At 57.3% G+C, this 19,067-nt stretch carries 21 protein-coding genes; 13 read left to right on the top strand and 8 right to left on the bottom strand.

What is annotated here, in order from left to right; translation table 11 throughout:
* The 3 genes from ACR0A2_RS19165 to ACR0A2_RS19155 form a co-directional block, all read left to right on the top strand.
* Positions 1-1,809: efflux RND transporter permease subunit (locus ACR0A2_RS19165; protein WP_480836678.1), on the top strand; the 1,809-nt coding region annotated here is incomplete at its 5' end.
* A 29-nt stretch (positions 1,810-1,838) separates the two neighbouring features.
* A complete protein-coding gene (locus ACR0A2_RS19160) occupies positions 1,839-2,180 on the top strand; it encodes a copper-binding protein (RefSeq protein ID WP_170417920.1) in 342 nt (113 codons plus the stop codon).
* 565 nt (positions 2,181-2,745) lie between these two features.
* Entirely contained in the window at positions 2,746-3,366 is a 621-nt protein-coding gene (locus ACR0A2_RS19155) for a class I SAM-dependent methyltransferase (protein WP_170417923.1), read from the top strand.
* A gap of 73 nt (positions 3,367-3,439) precedes the next feature.
* On the opposite strand, the gene ACR0A2_RS19150 is transcribed toward ACR0A2_RS19155, so the two are convergent.
* Positions 3,440-4,837: an ATP-binding protein gene (locus ACR0A2_RS19150; RefSeq protein WP_050605707.1), complete on the bottom strand. Its 1,398-nt coding sequence runs from the start codon at positions 4,835-4,837 to the stop codon at positions 3,440-3,442.
* On the bottom strand, positions 4,834-5,559 hold the full coding sequence (locus tag ACR0A2_RS19145; protein WP_170417925.1) for a response regulator: 726 nt from the start codon (positions 5,557-5,559) through the stop codon (positions 4,834-4,836). The genes ACR0A2_RS19150 and ACR0A2_RS19145 overlap by 4 nt, the downstream gene beginning before the upstream one ends.
* A gap of 172 nt (positions 5,560-5,731) precedes the next feature.
* Between ACR0A2_RS19145 and ACR0A2_RS19140 the strand changes: the two genes are divergently transcribed.
* From ACR0A2_RS19140 to petA, 9 genes are all read left to right on the top strand, one after another.
* Positions 5,732-6,247, top strand: coding sequence for an EF-hand domain-containing protein (locus ACR0A2_RS19140; RefSeq protein ID WP_170417928.1), 516 nt, complete (start codon positions 5,732-5,734; stop codon positions 6,245-6,247).
* A gap of 251 nt (positions 6,248-6,498) precedes the next feature.
* Positions 6,499-7,221 (top strand): TVP38/TMEM64 family protein, encoded by a 723-nt coding sequence (locus tag ACR0A2_RS19135; RefSeq protein WP_331252139.1) that lies wholly within the window; start codon positions 6,499-6,501, stop codon positions 7,219-7,221.
* Positions 7,222-7,265: 44 nt separating this feature from the next.
* A complete protein-coding gene (locus tag ACR0A2_RS19130) occupies positions 7,266-7,586 on the top strand; it encodes a hypothetical protein (protein WP_050605704.1) in 321 nt (106 codons plus the stop codon).
* 84 nt (positions 7,587-7,670) lie between these two features.
* Positions 7,671-8,030, top strand: coding sequence for a hypothetical protein (locus ACR0A2_RS19125; RefSeq protein WP_152460765.1), 360 nt, complete (start codon positions 7,671-7,673; stop codon positions 8,028-8,030).
* Between the two features lie 132 nt (positions 8,031-8,162).
* Positions 8,163-9,212, top strand: coding sequence for a YncE family protein (locus tag ACR0A2_RS19120; protein WP_170417931.1), 1,050 nt, complete (start codon positions 8,163-8,165; stop codon positions 9,210-9,212).
* 132 nt (positions 9,213-9,344) lie between these two features.
* A complete protein-coding gene (locus ACR0A2_RS19115; RefSeq protein ID WP_170602128.1) occupies positions 9,345-11,630 on the top strand; it encodes a copper-transporting P-type ATPase in 2,286 nt (761 codons plus the stop codon).
* 14 nt (positions 11,631-11,644) lie between these two features.
* Positions 11,645-12,961 carry an APC family permease gene (locus ACR0A2_RS19110; protein ID WP_170602131.1) on the top strand — a complete coding sequence of 439 codons (1,317 nt, stop codon included), beginning with the start codon at positions 11,645-11,647 and terminating at the stop codon, positions 12,959-12,961.
* Positions 12,958-13,236, top strand: a complete 279-nt coding sequence (locus tag ACR0A2_RS19105; protein ID WP_170417934.1) for a DUF2933 domain-containing protein — start codon at positions 12,958-12,960, stop codon at positions 13,234-13,236. Before ACR0A2_RS19110 ends, ACR0A2_RS19105 begins: the two co-directional genes overlap by 4 nt.
* A 325-nt stretch (positions 13,237-13,561) precedes the next feature.
* A complete protein-coding gene (gene petA / locus ACR0A2_RS19100; RefSeq protein ID WP_050605700.1) occupies positions 13,562-14,110 on the top strand; it encodes a ubiquinol-cytochrome c reductase iron-sulfur subunit in 549 nt (182 codons plus the stop codon).
* Positions 14,111-14,158: 48 nt separating this feature from the next.
* On the opposite strand, the gene ACR0A2_RS19095 is transcribed toward petA, so the two are convergent.
* From ACR0A2_RS19095 to ACR0A2_RS19070, 6 genes are all read right to left on the bottom strand, one after another.
* Positions 14,159-14,617: a diheme cytochrome c gene (locus ACR0A2_RS19095; RefSeq protein ID WP_152460761.1), complete on the bottom strand. Its 459-nt coding sequence runs from the start codon at positions 14,615-14,617 to the stop codon at positions 14,159-14,161.
* A gap of 15 nt (positions 14,618-14,632) precedes the next feature.
* A complete protein-coding gene (locus ACR0A2_RS19090) occupies positions 14,633-15,025 on the bottom strand; it encodes a DUF1924 domain-containing protein (protein WP_152460760.1) in 393 nt (130 codons plus the stop codon).
* Positions 15,022-16,161, bottom strand: coding sequence for a cytochrome b/b6 domain-containing protein (locus ACR0A2_RS19085; protein ID WP_152460759.1), 1,140 nt, complete (start codon positions 16,159-16,161; stop codon positions 15,022-15,024). Before ACR0A2_RS19085 ends, ACR0A2_RS19090 begins: the two co-directional genes overlap by 4 nt.
* 81 nt (positions 16,162-16,242) lie before the next feature.
* Positions 16,243-17,586 carry a sensor histidine kinase gene (locus ACR0A2_RS19080; RefSeq protein WP_152460758.1) on the bottom strand — a complete coding sequence of 448 codons (1,344 nt, stop codon included), beginning with the start codon at positions 17,584-17,586 and terminating at the stop codon, positions 16,243-16,245.
* Positions 17,583-18,254, bottom strand: a complete 672-nt coding sequence (locus ACR0A2_RS19075; RefSeq protein ID WP_152460757.1) for a response regulator transcription factor — start codon at positions 18,252-18,254, stop codon at positions 17,583-17,585. Before ACR0A2_RS19075 ends, ACR0A2_RS19080 begins: the two co-directional genes overlap by 4 nt.
* Positions 18,254-18,562, bottom strand: a complete 309-nt coding sequence (locus tag ACR0A2_RS19070; protein ID WP_152460756.1) for a PepSY domain-containing protein — start codon at positions 18,560-18,562, stop codon at positions 18,254-18,256. The genes ACR0A2_RS19075 and ACR0A2_RS19070 overlap by 1 nt, the downstream gene beginning before the upstream one ends.
* Before the next feature lie 125 nt (positions 18,563-18,687).
* On the opposite strand from ACR0A2_RS19070, the gene ACR0A2_RS19065 reads away from it, so the two are divergent.
* The gene (locus ACR0A2_RS19065; RefSeq protein WP_152460755.1) at positions 18,688-19,005 is read left to right on the top strand and encodes a PepSY domain-containing protein; all 318 of its coding nucleotides are present in this window, start codon (positions 18,688-18,690) and stop codon (positions 19,003-19,005) included.
* The last annotated feature ends 62 nt before the right edge of the window (positions 19,006-19,067 follow it).

The raw sequence follows: 19,067 nt of genomic DNA, 5'->3' as shown, positions 1-19,067 counted from the left end.
TTCGTTTTGGAAAATCAGGAAGGTAGGCTCTTCTCGCCACTCGCTTATACCAAGACCTACGCCATGGCTGCAGCCGCCATCCTTTCGATAACGCTGGTCCCGGTTTTAATGGGTTACTTTGTAAGGGGGCGTATTCTACCTGAGCGAAAAAATCCGCTAAATCGTTTGGTCGTGTTCGTGTACCGCCCATTTCTGGACGCGGCAATTGCCTGGCCATGGGCAACAACACTTTTGGCTGGCGTTTTGGTGACGTCCATGTGGTACCCGTACCAGAGAATTGGCTCTGAATTCATGCCCGAGTTGAACGAAGGTGATTTTCTCTACATGCCGAGCTTCTACCCCGGGATCTCGACGGGAAAAGCCCGTGAGGTACTGCAGCAGACCAACCGCCTGATCGCGACCGTGCCAGAAGTCGAAACTGTTCACGGTAAAGTTGGGCGTGCGGAGACTGCAACCGATCCAGCACCTCTAACGATGGTGGAGACCACAATCCAACTCAAGCCGGAAGAAGAATGGCGCCCCGGCATGACAATGGAGAAAATCCGGAATGAGCTCGATCGTATCGTTCAGGTTCCGGGCGTTACAAATGTTTGGATCCAACCTATCAAGAACCGCATCGATATGCTTGCGACAGGTATCCGTACTCCTGTCGGTGTCAAAATATCCGGCACCGACTTGGAGGTCATTACAGATATAGGGATCGAAGTAGAGCGTGCGGTCGCTGATATTGATGGAACGGCTTCCGCCTACGCAGAGCGACCTGTTGGCGGGCGTTTCATCGAAATCGACGTCAAACGAGATGCCGCCTCCCGATACATGATGAGTGTTCGAGAAGTTCAGGACGTAGTGCAGACCGCAATTGGCGGTATGCAAGTGTCGGAATCTGTGGAGGGGCTGGAGAGGTTTCCTATAAACCTTCGGTACCCTCAGGCATGGCGAGACAGCCCGGAACGGCTCGAAAATCTTCCTGTCGTCACGCCGTCGGGTGCTCATGTGCCACTGTCCGCTCTCGCCGATATTCGAATAGTTGACGGGCCGGGAATGATACGATCAGAGAACGCTCGACGAACTGGGTTCGTGTTCATCGACATCGCGGGGCGCGACCTGGGCGGCTATGTGGCCGAAGCACAAGAGGTGGTTACAGAAAAGGTCGACCTGCCTCCAGGTTACTCGCTGACTTGGTCAGGGCAGTATGAGTACATAGAGAGAATGCAGGACAGGTTGACGATCGTTGCTCCTGCAACCCTGCTAATTATCACGCTCATGCTTTTCTTGGCGTTCAATCGGGTGATTGAGGTCGGGATAATTCTTGCGGCGCTCCCGGTCGCATTGGCAGGTGGGGTTTGGTTCTTATGGTATCTTAACTTCGATATCTCAATTGCTGTGCTCGTGGGCTTCATCGCGCTGGCGGGAGTTGCCGTGGAAACAGCGATTGTCATGTTGTTGTACCTCAATCTTGCTTGGGAGAAACGTCGAGGGCTGGCGCAATCGGAACAGCGAAAGCTGACACGTGACGATATCGAAGACGCGGTGTTCGAAGGAGCCGTTCTTCGGGTTCGGCCGAAGGTAATGACTGTAGCCACGATCTTTGCAGCACTGATACCCATCATGTACGGCACCGGTACAGGCTCTGAAATCATGCAGCGGATCGCTGCGCCGATGATTGGGGGCATGGTGACAGCGACCCTTCTTACGCTTTTTGTCATTCCCGCAATATTCGTGATTTGGAAACGGCTCGCGCTCAATCGCGTGAACCGAGAGATCTCCCACACGATCCAGGAAGTGCCCCCTGCGCTTCCGGCAGAATAATACCCACAACCTTGAAACAGGAGCATCTGATGAAAACTTTGACTGCAATTTTGGCCCTATTGGCCGTGTCTACAACATCCGGCATCGCGCAAACGAACCACGGCATGGACCATTCCAACATGCCCATGTCTTCCGAACAGATGGAAGGTGCGGTCCACGCAAAGGCTTTGGTGAACTCAATTGGCGACGAAACCGCTAACGTCAGCCATGATCCGATCCCCGAGATCGGGTGGCCCGCGATGACGATGGATTTGCAGCTTCTTGAGAATGCCCAGATGATGGGTGAGATCAGCGCAGGTGACGAAGTCACACTGATGTTGGTCAAAAGCGATGATGGTATGTATGCGATCGGCGCGATCATGAAAAACTGAGTCTGTTGATGCGGCAGCTATTCACCAATGATGTGATTGTTCGCCGTTTCAACGACTGTAGGAAATTCTATGAACTAAGAGAAATGGAGTAGGAGCCACTCAAGAACCAAATCGTATTTCAACGATCTGTGGCTCTGCTCATAAGTTATCAGTCCATTGTCGGTTAAAGGCGCTTTAAGCAATTCGTTGACTGATTGAAGCTCCAAAGCTCAGAAAATCTTCCGGCTATACTGATTGAACAGAGCAATCCAGGCAAGCAGTACACAAACTGCCAACGCTTCGGTATCTCCGGCCCGCGCCACTGCAGTTAAACTGCGCAAAATTCTGGAGCTACTTGCGCAGCCCAGTGGAAATCTGACCGACAAGCAAATCCCACCTAAAACATTTCACAATTGGAATGTGTGTACTACATTGTCGCCGAGATGACTTCACGCGGCCATTCAACGGACCAGCGTCGAATTGTCTGGGGCGTTGCCTTGTTGGTTTTTGCTTCAGTCGAAAACGCAGCGCGGAGCGGTCAAAATGAGGATATCTCCAGGGCGACGACTTGGGAAAACGATACGACATGACAGCTAACACAAGAGAGCACTGGGACGATGTCTATGGCGAGAAGTTTGACACCCAATTGAGTTGGCACGAGGATGATCCAGAGATATCGCTTGAACTCATCGAGTTGATCAGAGTGTCTAAGCCTTCATCCGTCATCGACATTGGTGGAGGTACATCTCGTCTTGCTGGAGCGTTGCTTGCGAAGGGGCTCCATGACGTGACAGTTCTCGATCTATCGCAGGTCGCGTTGGACACGGCCCGGGAAAGGTTGGGGCGCGCCGCTGAAACAGTCACTTGGATTTCTGCAGATATAACTTCTTGGGTCCCCGATCGCAGATATGACGTCTGGCATGATAGGGCGGTTTTTCACTTTCTCGTGGATACATCGCAACGCGCGGCCTATCTGGAAAGCGTGAAGAAAGGGGTAAAAATTGGCGGCCATGTGATCATTGCTACGTTTGCACTTGATGGGCCGGAGACTTGCAGTGGTCTCCCTGTCGCCCGCTATAGTCCGAGCGATATCGCCGTGCTTTTTGAGGAACACTTTGAACTCGTCGCGCATCGCCATCACCTGCACCAAACCTCTTGGGGGGAAAGTCAGTCTTTCCAGTTCAGTGTTCTCCGCCGCTGCGTTTGAGCCCACACCTGAAACTGGCCCAAAGCGGTACGCTTCCAATAAGCTTTCGGGGCATGCCGATTGTGTTCACAAGTTACGTTTGGCCCTCAAAAACTGGCAGAACCACCTTAGCGCACAAACCGCCAGTTTCCCCGTTTAGCAATTCTATCGTGCCACCGTGCGACTGGATGATCGTACGTGCGATCGACAGCCCCAAGCCGGTTCCGCCAGTCTCTCGCGAGCGGGATGTTTCAAGCCGCACGAATGGGTCGAATACCGCATCGAGCATATGCTCGGGGATGCCGGGCCCCTGATCCTGGATCAATATTTTTGCCTCATTCCCCTCTTGCATGACTGAGACGTTGGCCCGGGCACCATACCGGCAGGCGTTTTCAATGATATTGCGCAGAGCTCGCTTCATCAGCATCGGCCGAAGCGTGACGGCCGGATTGTCTGCGACCGATACTTCAACCGTGTCACCGGCTTGCACAATGTCTTCGGTCGTTTTGGTTACGAATTCACCAATTGGGACGGTACTGGAAGGTTCGCGCGTGGCCACGCCCTTGGCAAATGACAGGGTGGAGTCCACCATCTCCTGCATTTCCTCGATGGTCTCGATCAGATGGTCACGGGTCTCCTCTTCCTCCACCAGTTCGGCGCGAACCCGCAATCCCGTCAGTGGCGACCGCAAATCGTGACCCAGCGCCCCCAATAGTCTGGTCCGATCGGCAACATAGCGAGTCAGCCTATCACGCATATGGTTGAACGCCTGCGTCAAATCTCGCACCTCGGTCGGACCAGAAACCGTCAGTTCCTGGACGTCTTCACCGCGACCAAACTGGTCTGCAGCCAGTGACAGGCGGCGCAACGGGCCGGTCAGCCGTGTCAGTAGAAACCAAATGGCTGCTCCAAGAATTAAAGTTGCAGTGAAACCGAAGCTGACGAAGGACTGCAAAGGCCATTGCAGAGGAGGGTTATGGAACCGGGTATCCACGTTGAGCCATTGATCGGTCGTCAGAGCGATCGACAGCTGCATTTCAATTGCGGAAACGTGATCACGCATCATTGCCATGTGCATTTCAGCCATTGTAGACGGAACACCTTCAACCGGCAGCATATCGGGAGAGAACTCATGCAACTCTACCCGGATGGGACGGTTTTCATAGCCTGGCAGAATTCTGCGGATTGTGTTTTCGACCGTCCCACCAGCGCTATGTCCGGTGTGATCGACTGCGGGCGTATCTGTAAGGCTGAAACGCACCAGTGGAGAACTTGCCGCCCGCAGGATCGCGTCGTGCATCTCGGGTGGAGCTTCTTCAATCAGCCGCGCGATGTTTGCGGCGCGTCCGGCGGTTTCCAGGCCAAGGGCCATGTGCACTGCCATTGAGCGTTCGTCGACGAACAGCCACAGGCTGACCAGTTGCGCGGCAGCCAGCGCGGCGATGATCAAAAGGATAAGCTGACCGCGCAGACTTTGGGCAAAGGCTTTCATCCCGTAAGCTCGCTCACGTCGGTCGACAGGCAATAACCGCCACCTCTTATCGTGGTGATGAGCTTCGGCCGCGTTGGGTCAGCTTCGATCTTGCGACGCAAGCGGCTGACCTGGTTGTCGATCGTACGGTCGAACAAGTGCGGGCTGCGGCCGGCGGTCAAATCCAGCAGTTCGTCTCGCGACAGGAGTTTGCGGGGCCGCTGCAGGAATACGGCCAGCAGCCGGACATCGGCGGTGGTCAGACTTTCTTCGGCCCCTTCGGCGGATATCAAGGTGCGACTGTCGGCATCCAGAACCCAGCTTCCAAAGGCGATCCGTTTGCCGCTCAGATCGCCAGCCGGGGGGACGGTGGTTTCGGAACGCCGCAGGATCGCCTTGATCCGGGCCAGCAATTCACGTGGGTTGAATGGTTTGGGCAGGTAGTCATCGGCGCCGATCTCTAAACCCACGATACGGTCGGTGTCATCGCTGAGGGCTGTCAGCATCAGGATCGGCGGGCCACCGGCCGCGGACAGGCGGCGACAGACCGACAATCCGTTTTCGCCCGGCATCATGATGTCGAGTACGATAAGATCAATCCGACCGGCCGCCAGTCGTGCGTCCATCTCGGTTGCGTCGCGCGCGGTACTGGCGCGCAACCCATTCTTTTCCAGATAGCGGCTGACAGCATCACGGATTTCGCGGTGGTCGTCGACAATCAAGATATGTGGTGCTTCAGTCATGGCGCAATCATAAGCCCCGGCGCGGTACAAATCCCGGCTTTTTTGTATCCCTTTGTATCAGTTGGGCGGGCTGCGACACAACGATACAAACCGGGTTGAGCAGGGGGGTGGTGGCGCGACCGAGGGCGGCCATATGCTTTGTGTAGAAACAAAAACCCGAGAGGTGAAAGTCATGAAACGTACCTTCACGCTGGCCGCTGGAGCCATTGCCGCGACTTTGATGGCGCTGCCCGCGCTTGCCGCCGGTCAGCATGGCAGCAGCGCGCAGATGCAGGGCCATGAGGGCGGCATGATGCAGGGTGCGCCCGGCGGCATGATGGGCGATCACGCAGGCATGATGCAAATGATGGTGAAAATGCATGGCCAGATGATGGGCGGCAACTGGCTGGCGGTTCTGGACATGGACGAGGACGGTCGCCCGAGCGAATCTGAGATCGCCGAAGGTCTGAAGGCCCGGATGCAGGCGCATGACGTCAATGGAGATGGCAACCTGTCGATTGATGAGTTCGAAGCGCTGCATTCCGGGATGATCCGCGAAACCATGGTGGACCGATTTCAGCATCTTGATGCCAATGGCGATGGCGTTGTGACCACAGGGGAAATCGAGAAAGGCGCAAAGACGATGTCGCCGAAACACGGCATGAAGGCCTCGAAACCTGTGACAAAGGCTTCTGAAACCAACAACTGAAACGCAACCGTGTAGCCGGGTCATCGCACTCGGCACAAACCACTGAGGAACAAAGCGATGATGGGCTATGGCGCTGGAATGGGGTTTGGAATGATCTGGATGTTGCTGATCGCAGTGTTGATCGTTCTGGCGATCGTAGCGCTGATCAAATACATCGCTAAGTGACCTCGGAATCCGTCACTCCCGTTTAGGGGTGGAGGGCTATGTCATAGGAGGAACGAAAGCTGGAGGGCCTGCACAGCAATAGCCGTTTGGTTTTCATCGCGGTTTTGATCGCGTTGCTGATCGCCACCATCTGGTTGTGGCTGTCTGGCGCGTTGGACGCAGGACTATCGCGCGAAGTCATTACTGCGTGGGTGGATTGGGCCGGCCCGTTCGGACCCGTTGTCATCATCGGCTTCATGACAGCCGCAGTGGTTGCCAGCCCAATCCCCAGCGCTCCGATCGCTGTCGCTGCCGGGGTGGCATATGGGCATGGGCTGGGAACCGCATTGGTTGCTATCGGAGCGGAGTTGGGGGCGCTGCTGGCGTTCCTGATAGCCCGTTGGTTGGGGCGCGACGCGCTGCGCCAGTGGTTCGGCGACAAGCTGGACTTGGGGTTGCTTGGATCGCAGAATGCCCTGATGTTGACCGTGTTCACCAGCCGCCTGATGCCTTTCGTTTCTTTCGACATGGTCAGCTATGCCGCCGGTCTGACCCGACTTCAATTTTGGCGGTTCGCACTGGCCACCTTGGCTGGACTCCTGCCGGCCAGTTTCGTTCTGGCCCATCTGGGCAGCCAGATTACCGAAACCGCGACAGGCGGCACCAGCCTTGCGGTTATCGGGCTTGGGCTGTTGACGGGGGCGCCACTTATCTGGTTGGCTTGGAAACGCAAGATGCCTGTTGGCTCTTCAGACCACGAATTGAGCCAGATCAATGCGACCGGTCCAAGCGGCCCTAAACTGTTGGAGAATGGAGGAAACCCTAAGTGATCCGCGCACAATGGATATCAACTGCGACACGGACGGCCCGAGCCATGGGCCGGCTGCAGGTCCTGTTGATCTGTGCGTTGGTGGTTTCGATGCTGATCTCTGTTGTGCCGTCCCATGCCGGGCATGACATCGCGAAGGCCGCCACCCAGGCCGAGCTTGTGATCGATGACAGCGGTGGGTATCCCGCGTCTCATCCATCAGAAGAATTAGACTGCTCAGTGCACCCGGGCTGCTATGCGATGGCAGTTATGGCGGCACCTGAATTGCTCTCGATGCGTATTGCTACGCCCGTGGCGCCAGAACGGTTCCGGCCACGCGCAAGCCTGCCGGTCGCACCACTACCACATCCGCCAAACCTGTCCTGAACGTGACCGGCAATGGCTCCGGAATCGCTCCGGGGTCTTGCCCAAGCCGTTGATTGCGGCCCAACTCAGTTCAGGACACTTACCATGCTTACCATTCTGTACTTTTTCGTCACGGGCGTGGTGCTATTCGCACTGTTGCGCCTGACCTGTGGCCCCTGTGTGATGGGGACACAAGAACATCATCCCGGTGTTCCGGTGACAACCCTTGGCTGGGCGCTCAGCCTGTTTCTGGCCGCAACCTACCTGCTGTGCGTGGCCTTTGACCTGATCTTTCCAAGTTTTGCCATGTACCGGGCTTGGATCGGCCTGATGCCCGGAATGACTTGGCTCAGCCTGCCCTCATTCCTGTTGGGACTGTTATGGGCGTTTCTCTACGGCTGGTACGCCGCGTTGCTGTTCGGCGGACTGTTCAATGTCTTTGCGGCTCGCACAAAACTCAACTGATTGAAAGGACAAAGCCATGAAGGCCATCGCTCTGACCCTGCTTTTGACGCCCTTCCTGATGGCCGTCATCTACCGGATTTTTCTGCACGTGCCCGCCAATGCGCGCGTTTCAGTTGACGAAAGGAAACCTAAATGACCCTGTTCAATCTGGCCGCAGGCCTGTCCGTCGCAGCTTTGACTGCGCCTTCGCTCACGCTGGCGGCAACCGTGTTCATTCCCGAAGGCAGCGCGGACTCGGTTCTGGTGATCGACTCCGAAACCGGCAAGACCGTCGAGCGGCTGCCGAGGCTCGTGGCGGTCCATGGGCTGGCCGGCGCGCCCGGCTTTAAGTACCTGGTCGCGGGCAGCTACGCAGAAACCGAGGCCACAACGCCACCAAAACCCGAAGGTATGTCCAAGGATGAACACGCTGCGCACCACGCCAAGCGCGATGTCACTGCGTTGCCCAAAGACAAGGGGCGGAGCCTGCTGACGATCCTTGATGCGGAAACACGCGAGGTCGTCCGCCAGATCGAGGTTCCAGGTGCGGTGCATCACACTGCGGTGTCGCCCGACGGGCGGTTCGCGGTGGCGACCCATCCGGGCGGTGACGGTATTTCGATCGTCGATCTCGATAAGCTCAGCTTCCTTGGTTTCGTAGCAACCGGGCCAATGCCCAACTATGCGGTATTCGCGCCTGACGGCGACAGGGTCTATGTCACCAATACCGGCAATGGTACACTTAGCGAAGTGGATGTCGTCAAAGGCTTCGTCGTACGCAACATGCCCGTCGGCGAAGGCCCTGAGCATCTTGTACTTAACGCCACCGGCAGCGCCGCCTTCGTAGCCGACAGTGATGGTGGCAAGGCCTTCCGCGTAGATCTTGCCAGCGGTTCTGTCACCGAAACCTATGACATTGGAGGCGAGTTGCACGGGATCGGCCTGTCCGACCGCGAGGGCGTACTGTTCGTGGCCGCCAAAGGCACCGACCGGTTGTTGTCGATTGATCTTGCTACGGGCAAACAGCGCTCGACCAACCTGTCACCGGCACCTTATCACCTGACGACCATACCGAACTCAGGCAAAGTGATGGTATCAAGCCGAACCGAACCGAAGGTCTGGATCGTCGATCAAGTCAGCCTGACGGCTATTACCGAAATGCCGATACTGGGTGAGGGCCACCAGATGGTTGTTCTGCCCTGAAGGACTGTGCCCGGCATTGCGTAATTAAACGGCTCTACGACCAAAGCTTAAACCAGGGAGCAGAACATGACAGAAGACCACGACATCAGAATCCACGCGAACGGCCCGACCGAGGTCGCTTACGTCTGCCCCATGCATTCTGACGTGCGTCAATCTGGGCCCGGCGACTGTCCCAAATGCGGGATGCACCTTGTGCCCGAGGGCGAGGTGGATGCGCATGCGCATCACCACCATTCCGCGCATCATGGCGCGACGGACGAGAACGGTGAATATGACATCGTTCCGACAGGCTATGACGGACCCGTATATACCTGCCCGATGCATCCGCAGGTGCGGCAAACCCATCCCGGGTCCTGTCCACTCTGCGGCATGGGGTTGGAGCTGGAAAGCGCGGCGATGGTGGACGAGGGGCCGAACCCGGAACTGGTGGATTTCACTCGGCGCCTATGGGTAGGTGCGATTCTGACGCTTCCACTTTTGGTTTTCACGATGGGCCCCTACGTTGGGCTGTCTGGTGTGCGAGAGATTTTTGGTGAGCGAACAACCCTATGGATTGAACTGATACTTGGCACTCCGGTTGTTCTTTGGTGCGGTTGGCCATTTCTGGAACGAGGGTGGAATTCGTTTCGCACCATGAACCTGAACATGTTCTCGTTGATTGCCATGGGGGTTTCGGCCGCGTGGCTGTTCAGCGTTGTCGCCGTATTGATGCCCCACATATTTCCGGACGGTTTTCGAGATTCAGAAGGCCATGTTGGGGTCTATTTCGAAGCGGCCGCAGTTATCGTTACACTTGTTCTGCTCGGGCAGGTGATGGAACTGCGGGCACGCGAAGGCACAGGAAAGGCAATCCGCGCTTTGCTGGACATGGCCGCAAAGACCGCCCGCATTATCCGCCCTGACAGCAGTGAAGAGGAAATTCCGCTTGAAGAAGTACAGGTAGGTGACCGCCTTCGCGTACGCCCCGGCGACAAGGTGCCAGTAGACGGCATTGTACTCGAAGGGCGCTCATCTGTTGACGAAAGCATGATCTCTGGCGAACCGGTTCCGGTCGAAAAGGTACAAGGCGAGCCGGTCACAGGGGCCACAATCAACGGCACCGGTAGCCTTGTGATCGAAGCAACCCGAGTGGGCTCTGACACAATGCTGTCCCAGATTGTCGAAATGGTGGCCAACGCGCAACGCTCGCGCGCACCAATTCAGAAATACGCTGACAAAGTGGCGGGCTGGTTTGTACCGGCGGTCATAAGTATAGCTGCGCTGGCCTTTATTGCATGGGCAATTTGGGGACCGGCTCCGGCGCTCTCCTACGCCTTGATCGCAGCGGTGTCGGTACTGATCATAGCTTGCCCGTGCGCGCTTGGCCTGGCCACTCCGATGTCGATCATGACGGCCACGGGGCGCGGGGCGCAGGCCGGAGTGCTGATCAAAAATGCCGAAGCGCTGGAGCGGTTCGAGAAGATCGATACTTTGATCGTCGACAAAACTGGCACGCTGACCATGGGCAAGCCAAAGCTTGTGGCTGTATTACCCGAACCTGGCCATGACGAGGTCGAGGTGCTGCGGCTGGCCGCAACGCTGGAGAAGGGCTCGGAGCACCCGTTAGCTGAGGCAATCGTCACAGGAGCCGAGGAACGTGGCGTAGCCCTGTCCGACGCCAGTGACTTCGAGGCGGTGACTGGTAAAGGCGTGAAAGGCACGGTGGATGGCCGCCCCGTCGCGCTCGGCAATCTGAAACTGGTCACCGATCTCGGACTCGAGGCGGCCGAACTGACGGCCAAGGCCAATGCGCGTCGGGATGACGGCGAAACGGTGATGTTCGTGATGCTTGATGGTTCAGTGGCGGGGTTGGTCTGCGTCGCCGACCCGGTCAAGGAAACAACACCAGCCGCACTCAAGGCGCTGCACGAACTGGGTTTCCGGATCATCATGGCGACTGGCGACAACGAACGCACTGCAAAGGCGGTGGCCGAACGTCTGGGTATCGATGAGATTCGAGCCGACGTACTGCCCGAGGACAAGGCCCGCATAATTCGCGAACTGCAGGAGAAAGGCGCAAAGGTCGCCATGGCGGGTGACGGAGTGAACGACGCACCCGCGTTAGCGCAGTCCGATGTGGGCATCGCCATGGGGACCGGTGCCGACGTGGCGATCGAAAGTGCAGGCTTCACGCTGGTCAACGGAAGCCTTGATGGCATCGTGCGCGCCCGTAGGCTGGCCCGCGCTACCATGCGCAATATCCGGCAAAACCTATTCTTTGCCCTGATCTACAACGCCTCGGGCGTTCCGGTGGCGGCGGGTCTTCTGTTCCCGCTTTTCGGCATCCTGATCAGCCCTATGTTCGCCGCCTTCGCCATGAGCGCTTCGTCGATTTCAGTGGTGTTGAATGCGCTACGCCTGAGGGGGGCGAAGGTTTGAGCGCGCACAAGCATATGACGCACGAGGGCGTAGGCAACTTGAAATCAGGTTCGATATCGCTGACGGGTGCGGTCGCTATGGGCACCGGTGTCATGATCGGTGCGGGGATATTTGCTCTGACAGGCCAGATCGCTGGGCTCGCTGGGCCATGGTTTCCGCTGTCTTTCGTAGTCGGAGCCGTCGTGACGGTTTTCAGCGCCTACACCTATATTGCCATGTCCAACGCCTGGCCGTCTTCGGGCGGGATCGCGATGATCCTGACAAAAGCATATGGACCGGGTGCTGTAGCGGCCGCGGCTTCATTGTTGATGGCGCTGTCGATGGTGATCAACGAAAGCCTCGTGGCACGCACATTCGCAACCTACGCGCTCCGCCCATTCAACATCGAAGATGGGCCGTTGGTGCCGATGGTCGCGGTTTCGCTGATCGTCTTCGCCTACGCGGTCAACCGGTCGGGGAACCGCTCGGTGGGGTTGTGGTCCATTGTCATGTCTGTGCTCAAGATCGGTGGGATCGCAGTGTTTGGCGTTGCCGCGCTGTGGGCTGCGGGCGGCGACTGGCAGGCGCAAGGCACCGCCCCCGCCGGGCCGCTGGGTTTCATCGCGTCCGTGGCTCTTTCGATCCTTGCGTTCAAGGGATTTACCACAATCACTAATAGCGGTGCCGAGATCGTCGACCCACACCGCAATGTCGGGCGCACCATCATGATCTCGATCGCGATCTGCGCAGTGATCTATCTGTTGGTCGCCTTCGCCGTGGGTGCCAGCCTGCCACCCGACCAGATCCGTGCCGCACAGGACTATGCCTTGGCAGAAGCCGCCCGACCAGTCTTGGGGCAGGGTGGTTTCTACCTGACCGTTGCGCTGGCGATGGTTGCCACCGCCTCAGGACTGATTGCCAGTGTGTTCGCCGTATCACGGATGCTGGCAATGCTGACCGACATGAAAATGATCCCGCACAGCCATTTCGGCATGACGGGCAGCATCCAGTCTCACACGCTGATCTACACGGTCGTGATTGCGGGTCTGCTCGCGGTGTTGTTCGACCTGTCGCGCATCGCCTCGCTTGGTGCTTTCTTTTATCTGGTGATGGATATGGCCGTGCATTGGGGCGTTTGGCACCGGCTGCGCAGTCAGATCAACGCTCGGGGTTGGGTCTTGTTAACTGCCCTGGCGCTGGACTGCGTAGTCCTGACCGCGTTCACAATACTCAAGCTGCGCTCCGACCCGATGATCGTGGTATATGCCGTTGCTGGCATCGGCTTGGTCTTCGCCTACGAGCGCATCTTTCTCAAACAATGGATCATCGAAAAGGAGACAAATCAGCTATGACCCAATCAAATTTCGACGAAACCCGCGCCACACAGGAGACGACCGAAAGGGTCAGCTCTGACGTAACGGCCGAAGCGCCCAAAACCGAAGATCAGACGGCCAACGGTGCCAAGCGTAATTGGCTCCCGGTTGTCATTGCGATCGCGTTGGGCGCCGCTGTTCTGGGCTGGGAATACCGCGAGACACTCTATCCTTTGCTCAGTTCTCCGTTGCTGTTCTTGCTGGTCTGCGTGGGCATGCATTTCTTAATGCATCGCGGCCACGGCAAACACTGAGAACGGCGCCCTGTATGGCTGGCGGCTTTGCGGCAAGAACACTGCGCAACAAGGAGCAGCAACGGCCAACTGATCAGAACAAATTTGTAACCCAATAAGGAAGGGAAATTGCCATGTTAGCAAATCCAATTCGGAGAGCAGCAACTGAACTGCACCTGACGGCCGGTGCACTAACTGTAAAGGCATTGCACGGTGACACCGACGAAGATCACTCTGATGAATAGGGAATGGGGCATCGCGGTGAAGAAGAGGACCAAGGCGACTGATCCACCTCGTCCGAGTCCTATAATTCGATGAACCCGTCCTGACGCACAGGAGGAACAATATGTCTGAATTTTCTGAAAGACAGGCACCTTCAGAGCCTGAAACTCGGCGCGATTTCTTATACTTCGTCACCGGCGGTGCCGCCATCGTGGCCACGGGCGCGGCGGTCTGGCCACTTGTTAACAGCATGAACCCCAGTGCAGACATCTCCGCCCAAGCCGTTGTCGACATAGATCTTGAAGGTGTCGGACCAGGAACGAGGATCACTGTTAAATGGAAAGGCAAGCCGATCTTTATCGACCACCGGACTAAAGAGCGGATCGCGCTGGCGATAGCAGAAGACGATGCACCAATGATCGACCCGCAACCTGACGCCGAGCGCGTACAGCGACCGGAATGGCTGGTAGTTATTGGCGTTTGCACCCATCTGGGATGCATACCACTCGGGCAGGGCGGCAGCGAACCCACCGGAGACTGGGACGGTTGGTTCTGTCCGTGTCACGGTTCACATTACGACACGTCGGGCAGAATTCGGAAAGGCCCGGCGCCCCGCAACCTCGATCTGCCCCCCTACGAGTTCGTCACCGACACGCGGGTCAAAATTGGGTGACGGCGCGGTTAACTCTGTCCAAAGGCAAATGCCCGCCAAGCTCGTTTGTCAGTCCTCGAATATCCCTCGATCAGCGCCGCGATGACATGCGGCGCAGTTCGACATGGAACCTGCTTTCTGGAGTTTTCGGGACGAGACCTCGCCGTCATGTTCCGAGCGGAACCAGGGCATTTCGGAAATCCGCAGAGGCGTATCCTCTGGCGCAATCCGGTAGAGGAGGCTGGACGAACGCCCTCCGACGTCGGCGGCATTCTGGGTCAGGTAAGCCTCGATCTCTGTGCGAGTTGCGTCGTCCAGCATGGCGTTTTCGCCAAAATGGTCATCAAGCGTGGTCATGATCTTTGTCCACGACCGGCTGGGCAGGAATCCTGCCGGATAGGCCATGTGGCATTCGCTGCATTCGGCCTTGGTTGCGGCGTGAGTTACGGGCCGCATAAACTCACCTTCGCTGGCAAGAACCGGCGCCGAAATCAGAGCTATTGCAGCTACAGCAAGAATTCGTTTCATGGTGGTGTCCTTTCCTCAGAGGCTCATGAACCAAGAAATGATGTCGGCTTTTTCCTGCGCGCTGCAGTCGCGGCCGAGAACAGAGTTGCAGTTTCGCCCAAACCATTTTTCGACAAATTTCATGTCGGTGAACCGTTCTGAATTCACGCGCGGAACCAGGGGGTCGATCGGCTTTCCGGTGCGGGCCTGACCGCCTTTTGTAGGGTCTGCCGAATGACAGGTGACGCAGGAGGGCGTATGGGGTTTTCCGCTTGCATGGTTGGCCGTGAACAGCGCCCGTCCGTTTTTCGGTGATGGGGCAGCACCCGCCTCGGCACTGTATTGATCGACCAAGGCCTGCGGGGAAGTGTCTTGCGCCAAGACAGGCTGGGACAACAGGATGGCGGAAAGAACAAGAACTGGTTTCATTGCTTAGGCTCCTTCGGAACGGAAATCTGAAAAGGGCTGAACCAGCCGCTCTCGGCATCCCTGTGACAAGCGAAACAGTTCGAGCGGCTATGGATGGTGCGGCGGGTGAATGTGCCATCGGCGAGCGACCCGTGAAGACGTTGCCAGATGTCTGTGTTCGGTAGGGCAACCGGCAGGGTTTCTTGCAAACCCGTCCAGAGGGTCGCGGGCTTGCTGTCCACAGTTTCCGCGGAGTGCTTGACCAGCCAAACGGTAATCTCGTCACCGGTCTCCTTTGGCAGAGTGGCGTCCTCACCGAAATGACTGTCCAGCTTGTCCATCATCAATTGCCAGGATGCGGCAGGACGCAGGGACGGGTGATAAGCCATGTGGCAGGCGGCGCATTCATCGCTGTAGACCAGTGCCATACTCCCAACCGGCGGGAGCGGCAGTGGGCTTTGTGACATCCTGTTGATCGCGCCGGTGGCGATGATGACAAGACCCGAGATGAAAAGGGCGGCAAGCGCCCGCTGCGCAGGCCGTGGCGGCGCAGTCAAATCCCCGGCGCGCATCTCCTTGCGCCCGGTTATCATCGACCTGGCCAGGTTCTCTCGGCTGCGGCGGCTTTCCAGAACGACACCGCCGATATGCAGGGCAATGAAGCTCAACAGCGCGAAAGCGGCCAACTCGTGAATTTTGCTCCAGATGTGGCCCTGTGATGCTGGCAAAGAGGCAGCCATCGGCCCTGATTTTAGACCGCTGCCCAAGCTGGCGACACCTGTCAAACCAAGCCCGACGATCAGGGTAAGCAATACAAAGACCATCAAGGCAGCAAGTGGATTGTGCCCGATGTGGCGCGCATGAGCCGCTCCGGCCCTCAGATGGCTGATAACCTGCCGGTAGCTTGGTAAGAACTGCGAAAACCGCGCGTAGGTAGGGCCGGTAAATCCCCAGACAGTTCTGGCAGTAACCAATGCAATGGCAAGGGAACCGGAAACCAGGTGTAGGCGAATCCAAGATGCGTCCAGCAGGAACCCAGACACCAACGCGGTGGAAACGCACGCTACCAGCCCCCAATGAAATACACGAGTGAATCGATCCCAGACGAGATGTCCGTCATAGGCCAGCCCATCAAATGGCGCGGGAACTTCTCTCATCGCTTCTGCCTCTCATCAATCTCACCAGAAGTTTGTCAGAAGCGCACTGATGTCAGCCTGATGGGGACTGTCAGGTGATTGTCAGGTAGCAGCCAGAGGCAAAGTGATCCGAACCATCAGTCCCGGATCGCGGGAGATCAATTCCAGCGATCCGCCCAGTGCCTCGGTCAATTCCCGCGCGATCGCCAGGCCAAGCCCGGTTCCTGTTTCGTCCTCGCGCACGCCCCGGCGCATGAGAGTATCGATCTTGTCTGGTGGAATGCCCGGACCGTCGTCAAGAACGCTCAGAACTGCATGCGTCGCCTGTTTGCGTGCTGATATCCTGACTTGCCGCCTCGCATGGCGAGATGCGTTTTCCGTAATCGCACCCAGAATTGCGGATAAATCTTCCATATCTGCCGCAACCACGAGATTCGCTGGCGCGTCCAAATCCCATTTCAATGCGTCGTTCAAACTGGCTTTCTGAACTACTGCAATAACGCGACTTGCAGCCTCGGTGAGATCGGCCTTCGACGTGGCGGCTCGCGTCGCAATACGAACCCTGTTCAATTCACGCTCGACATGGCGATGCATGCTTTTGACGGTGCTTTCGATTGACGCTGCGGTATCAGTCAATCCGGCCTCGCGAACACGGCGCGCATCTCCAAGTAATGCTTGAAGTGGGGTTTTCAGGCCATGAGCGAGATCGCCCGCTCTGTGCCTTGCCTGCTCGATGTCCTTTTCCCTTTGTAGGAGCAGGGCATCCACTTCGGCTGCAAGGGGACGAATTTCCGTAGGGAAATCCTCGCCCACCCGGTTCACGTCTCCCGTTCGGATCCTTGATATCCGCCGCTCGACGGAATTTAGCGGTCGAAGACCGACAATGACTTGAACCGCCCCAGCGAAGACAATAAAAAGCGCCAGAAGAAGCGTAAAAGGCACAAGATCTTCCCGGAATTCTTCGGTGCTTTTCTCAAGCTGAGAGGCATCCATGGCCACGGCAGCGCGCATCGGAACGCCTCCAAGGCGTGTGGAAAGCACAATGCTCCGCTCCATGACAAGCAGCTGGTTTTCCCCGGGCCCGGAGAGATAGTGCACATGGACGGTCCCGCTCTTCAGATGATCCGGAGGAAGATCGAGAGCGAAATCCCATAGCGATCTTGAGCGTAACTGAAGCCCCTCAACTTCGATCTGCCAGTAGAGGCCCCCAAAAGGCTTTGAGAAACGGGCATCTGCCGGAGCCGATCCAATCCGAATTTTCCCTTTTTCATCCCGCTCCACTCCTGCGAGTATCTGGTCGAGCTGGACGGAGAGGTCATCAATTGCACGCCGTTCCACATGCGAGGCAAAGAGCAGCCCCAGCCCCCAGAACGCCAGCATCAGCGCGATGGAAACCGACAGCGCAGTGGCTACGAACAACCGAAAGCGGAGAGAGCCCGTTTTCACCCATCGCCCTCCACTGCCTCCAGAAAGTATCCAAACCCGCGTCTGGTGCCGATAATGCCGGCCCCAAGCTTCTTGCGAAGTCGGGTGAGAATGGCCTCCACCGCATTGGCCTCACGGGCGTCGTCATCACCATATAGATGCTCCAAGAGCTCGGTTGGCGGCACCACGCGGTCTCGGTGCAGCATGAGGTAGGACAAAAGCCGGTATTCCAGGGAGGTCACCGTTATCGGCACTCCTCGAACAGCTACGGACATCCTGTTCGTGTCGATGGTCAAATCGCCCAACGTCTGCACAGGAGCACTATGCCCGGCAGACCGGCGCACCAGCGCCCGAGCCCTGGCCACAAGTTCTTCCATCCGGAACGGTTTGGGCAGATAGTCGTCGGCCCCAGCTTCGATCCCTTCGACCCGTTCGTGCCAAGCCCCGCGCGCTGTCAGGACCAGAACGGGCATCTGCCGGCCGTTGGCGCGCCAGCGTTTCAACACGCTCAATCCGTCCATGTGCGGCAATCCGAGATCAAGAACGACGAGGTCATAATCTTCGGTATCCCCCAGAAACCATGCGTCCTCGCCGTCCTCGGCGATTTCCACGCGGAATCCAGAGGCTTCCAAAGCAGATTGCACGTCCTTGCGAATGATCGGGTCGTCTTCGACCGCGAGAAGCCGCATTATTCGTCCCTTTCCTGCCAGCCTTCCTGCTCAACTTCGAGTATCGCACCCGTGGTGGCATCCACCATGACTTCGATCATTCGGCCCGAGCCCGTGATCAACTCCAGTTCATAGACATACGCGCCATGCTCGCGTTCGAACTCTGCTTCGAGCAGCGACGCATCGAATCTCTCTAAAACGTCCGGAACAATCTTCGAGAGCGGAATGACCTTATGTTGGCGCACTGCATCACGTGCCGCATCGTGGTCCTCGGATGCGAGGACAGTGCTGGCAAGTGTGCATATCAGAACGATCAAAGCGTGTTTCATGTAGGCAAACTACCGTCTTTCCACTGACAGTTCACTGACACGGGCTGTCAGACCGGCATCAGGCGACATTTGAGAAAAAGGAATACCGACAGGGCAATCCCGCCCAATTCATCTTGGAGACCTACATGAAAGTAATCCTCTTTGCCGCCACCCTGCTTACCGCCGCCGCTGCGGCCTTTGCTGTCAACGCCGCCACCGATACGGTCACGTCGGCGTCACCTGAGACCGTCACTTGGATGCCCGTTGGCGAGGTTGCCGCCAAGCTTGAAGCGCAGGGCTACCAAATTCTGGAAATTGAGCGCGATGACGACCGCTACTACGAAGTCGAAATGCGCGACGTATATGGATACGAAGTCGAAGCCTACCTGGACGCAGCGACTGGCGAACCGGTTCCCCACATGTCCGATACGAATGACGACTACAGCGAGAAAGGCGACGACTAATCGAAACTTCTTGTGATGATTTGACCCCCACGGCGAAGCCTCGCTGTGGGGGCGTTCATTCT

Source organism: Ruegeria sp. H8 (genome assembly GCF_056532905.1).
The sequence above is the reverse complement of the archived record's forward strand: the minus strand, read 5'-3'. Positions and strand labels throughout refer to the sequence as shown.

Bases quoted from the DNA above. Each gene is read 5' to 3' on its own strand.
- ACR0A2_RS19160 (WP_170417920.1), top strand. From the start codon at position 1,839: ATGAAAACTTTGACTGCAATTTTGGCCCTATTGGCCGTGTCTACAACA.
- ACR0A2_RS19155 (WP_170417923.1), top strand. From the start codon at position 2,746: ATGACAGCTAACACAAGAGAGCACTGGGACGATGTCTATGGCGAGAAG.
- ACR0A2_RS19150 (WP_050605707.1), bottom strand. From the start codon at position 4,837: ATGAAAGCCTTTGCCCAAAGTCTGCGCGGTCAGCTTATCCTTTTGATC.
- ACR0A2_RS19145 (WP_170417925.1), bottom strand. From the start codon at position 5,559: ATGACTGAAGCACCACATATCTTGATTGTCGACGACCACCGCGAAATC.
- ACR0A2_RS19140 (WP_170417928.1), top strand. From the start codon at position 5,732: ATGAAACGTACCTTCACGCTGGCCGCTGGAGCCATTGCCGCGACTTTG.
- ACR0A2_RS19130 (WP_050605704.1), top strand. From the start codon at position 7,266: ATGGGCCGGCTGCAGGTCCTGTTGATCTGTGCGTTGGTGGTTTCGATG.
- ACR0A2_RS19125 (WP_152460765.1), top strand. From the start codon at position 7,671: ATGCTTACCATTCTGTACTTTTTCGTCACGGGCGTGGTGCTATTCGCA.
- ACR0A2_RS19120 (WP_170417931.1), top strand. From the start codon at position 8,163: ATGACCCTGTTCAATCTGGCCGCAGGCCTGTCCGTCGCAGCTTTGACT.
- ACR0A2_RS19115 (WP_170602128.1), top strand. From the start codon at position 9,345: ATGCATTCTGACGTGCGTCAATCTGGGCCCGGCGACTGTCCCAAATGC.
- ACR0A2_RS19110 (WP_170602131.1), top strand. From the start codon at position 11,645: ATGACGCACGAGGGCGTAGGCAACTTGAAATCAGGTTCGATATCGCTG.
- ACR0A2_RS19105 (WP_170417934.1), top strand. From the start codon at position 12,958: ATGACCCAATCAAATTTCGACGAAACCCGCGCCACACAGGAGACGACC.
- petA (WP_050605700.1), top strand. From the start codon at position 13,562: ATGTCTGAATTTTCTGAAAGACAGGCACCTTCAGAGCCTGAAACTCGG.
- ACR0A2_RS19095 (WP_152460761.1), bottom strand. From the start codon at position 14,617: ATGAAACGAATTCTTGCTGTAGCTGCAATAGCTCTGATTTCGGCGCCG.
- ACR0A2_RS19090 (WP_152460760.1), bottom strand. From the start codon at position 15,025: ATGAAACCAGTTCTTGTTCTTTCCGCCATCCTGTTGTCCCAGCCTGTC.
- ACR0A2_RS19085 (WP_152460759.1), bottom strand. From the start codon at position 16,161: ATGAGAGAAGTTCCCGCGCCATTTGATGGGCTGGCCTATGACGGACAT.
- ACR0A2_RS19075 (WP_152460757.1), bottom strand. From the start codon at position 18,254: ATGCGGCTTCTCGCGGTCGAAGACGACCCGATCATTCGCAAGGACGTG.
- ACR0A2_RS19070 (WP_152460756.1), bottom strand. From the start codon at position 18,562: ATGAAACACGCTTTGATCGTTCTGATATGCACACTTGCCAGCACTGTC.
- ACR0A2_RS19065 (WP_152460755.1), top strand. From the start codon at position 18,688: ATGAAAGTAATCCTCTTTGCCGCCACCCTGCTTACCGCCGCCGCTGCG.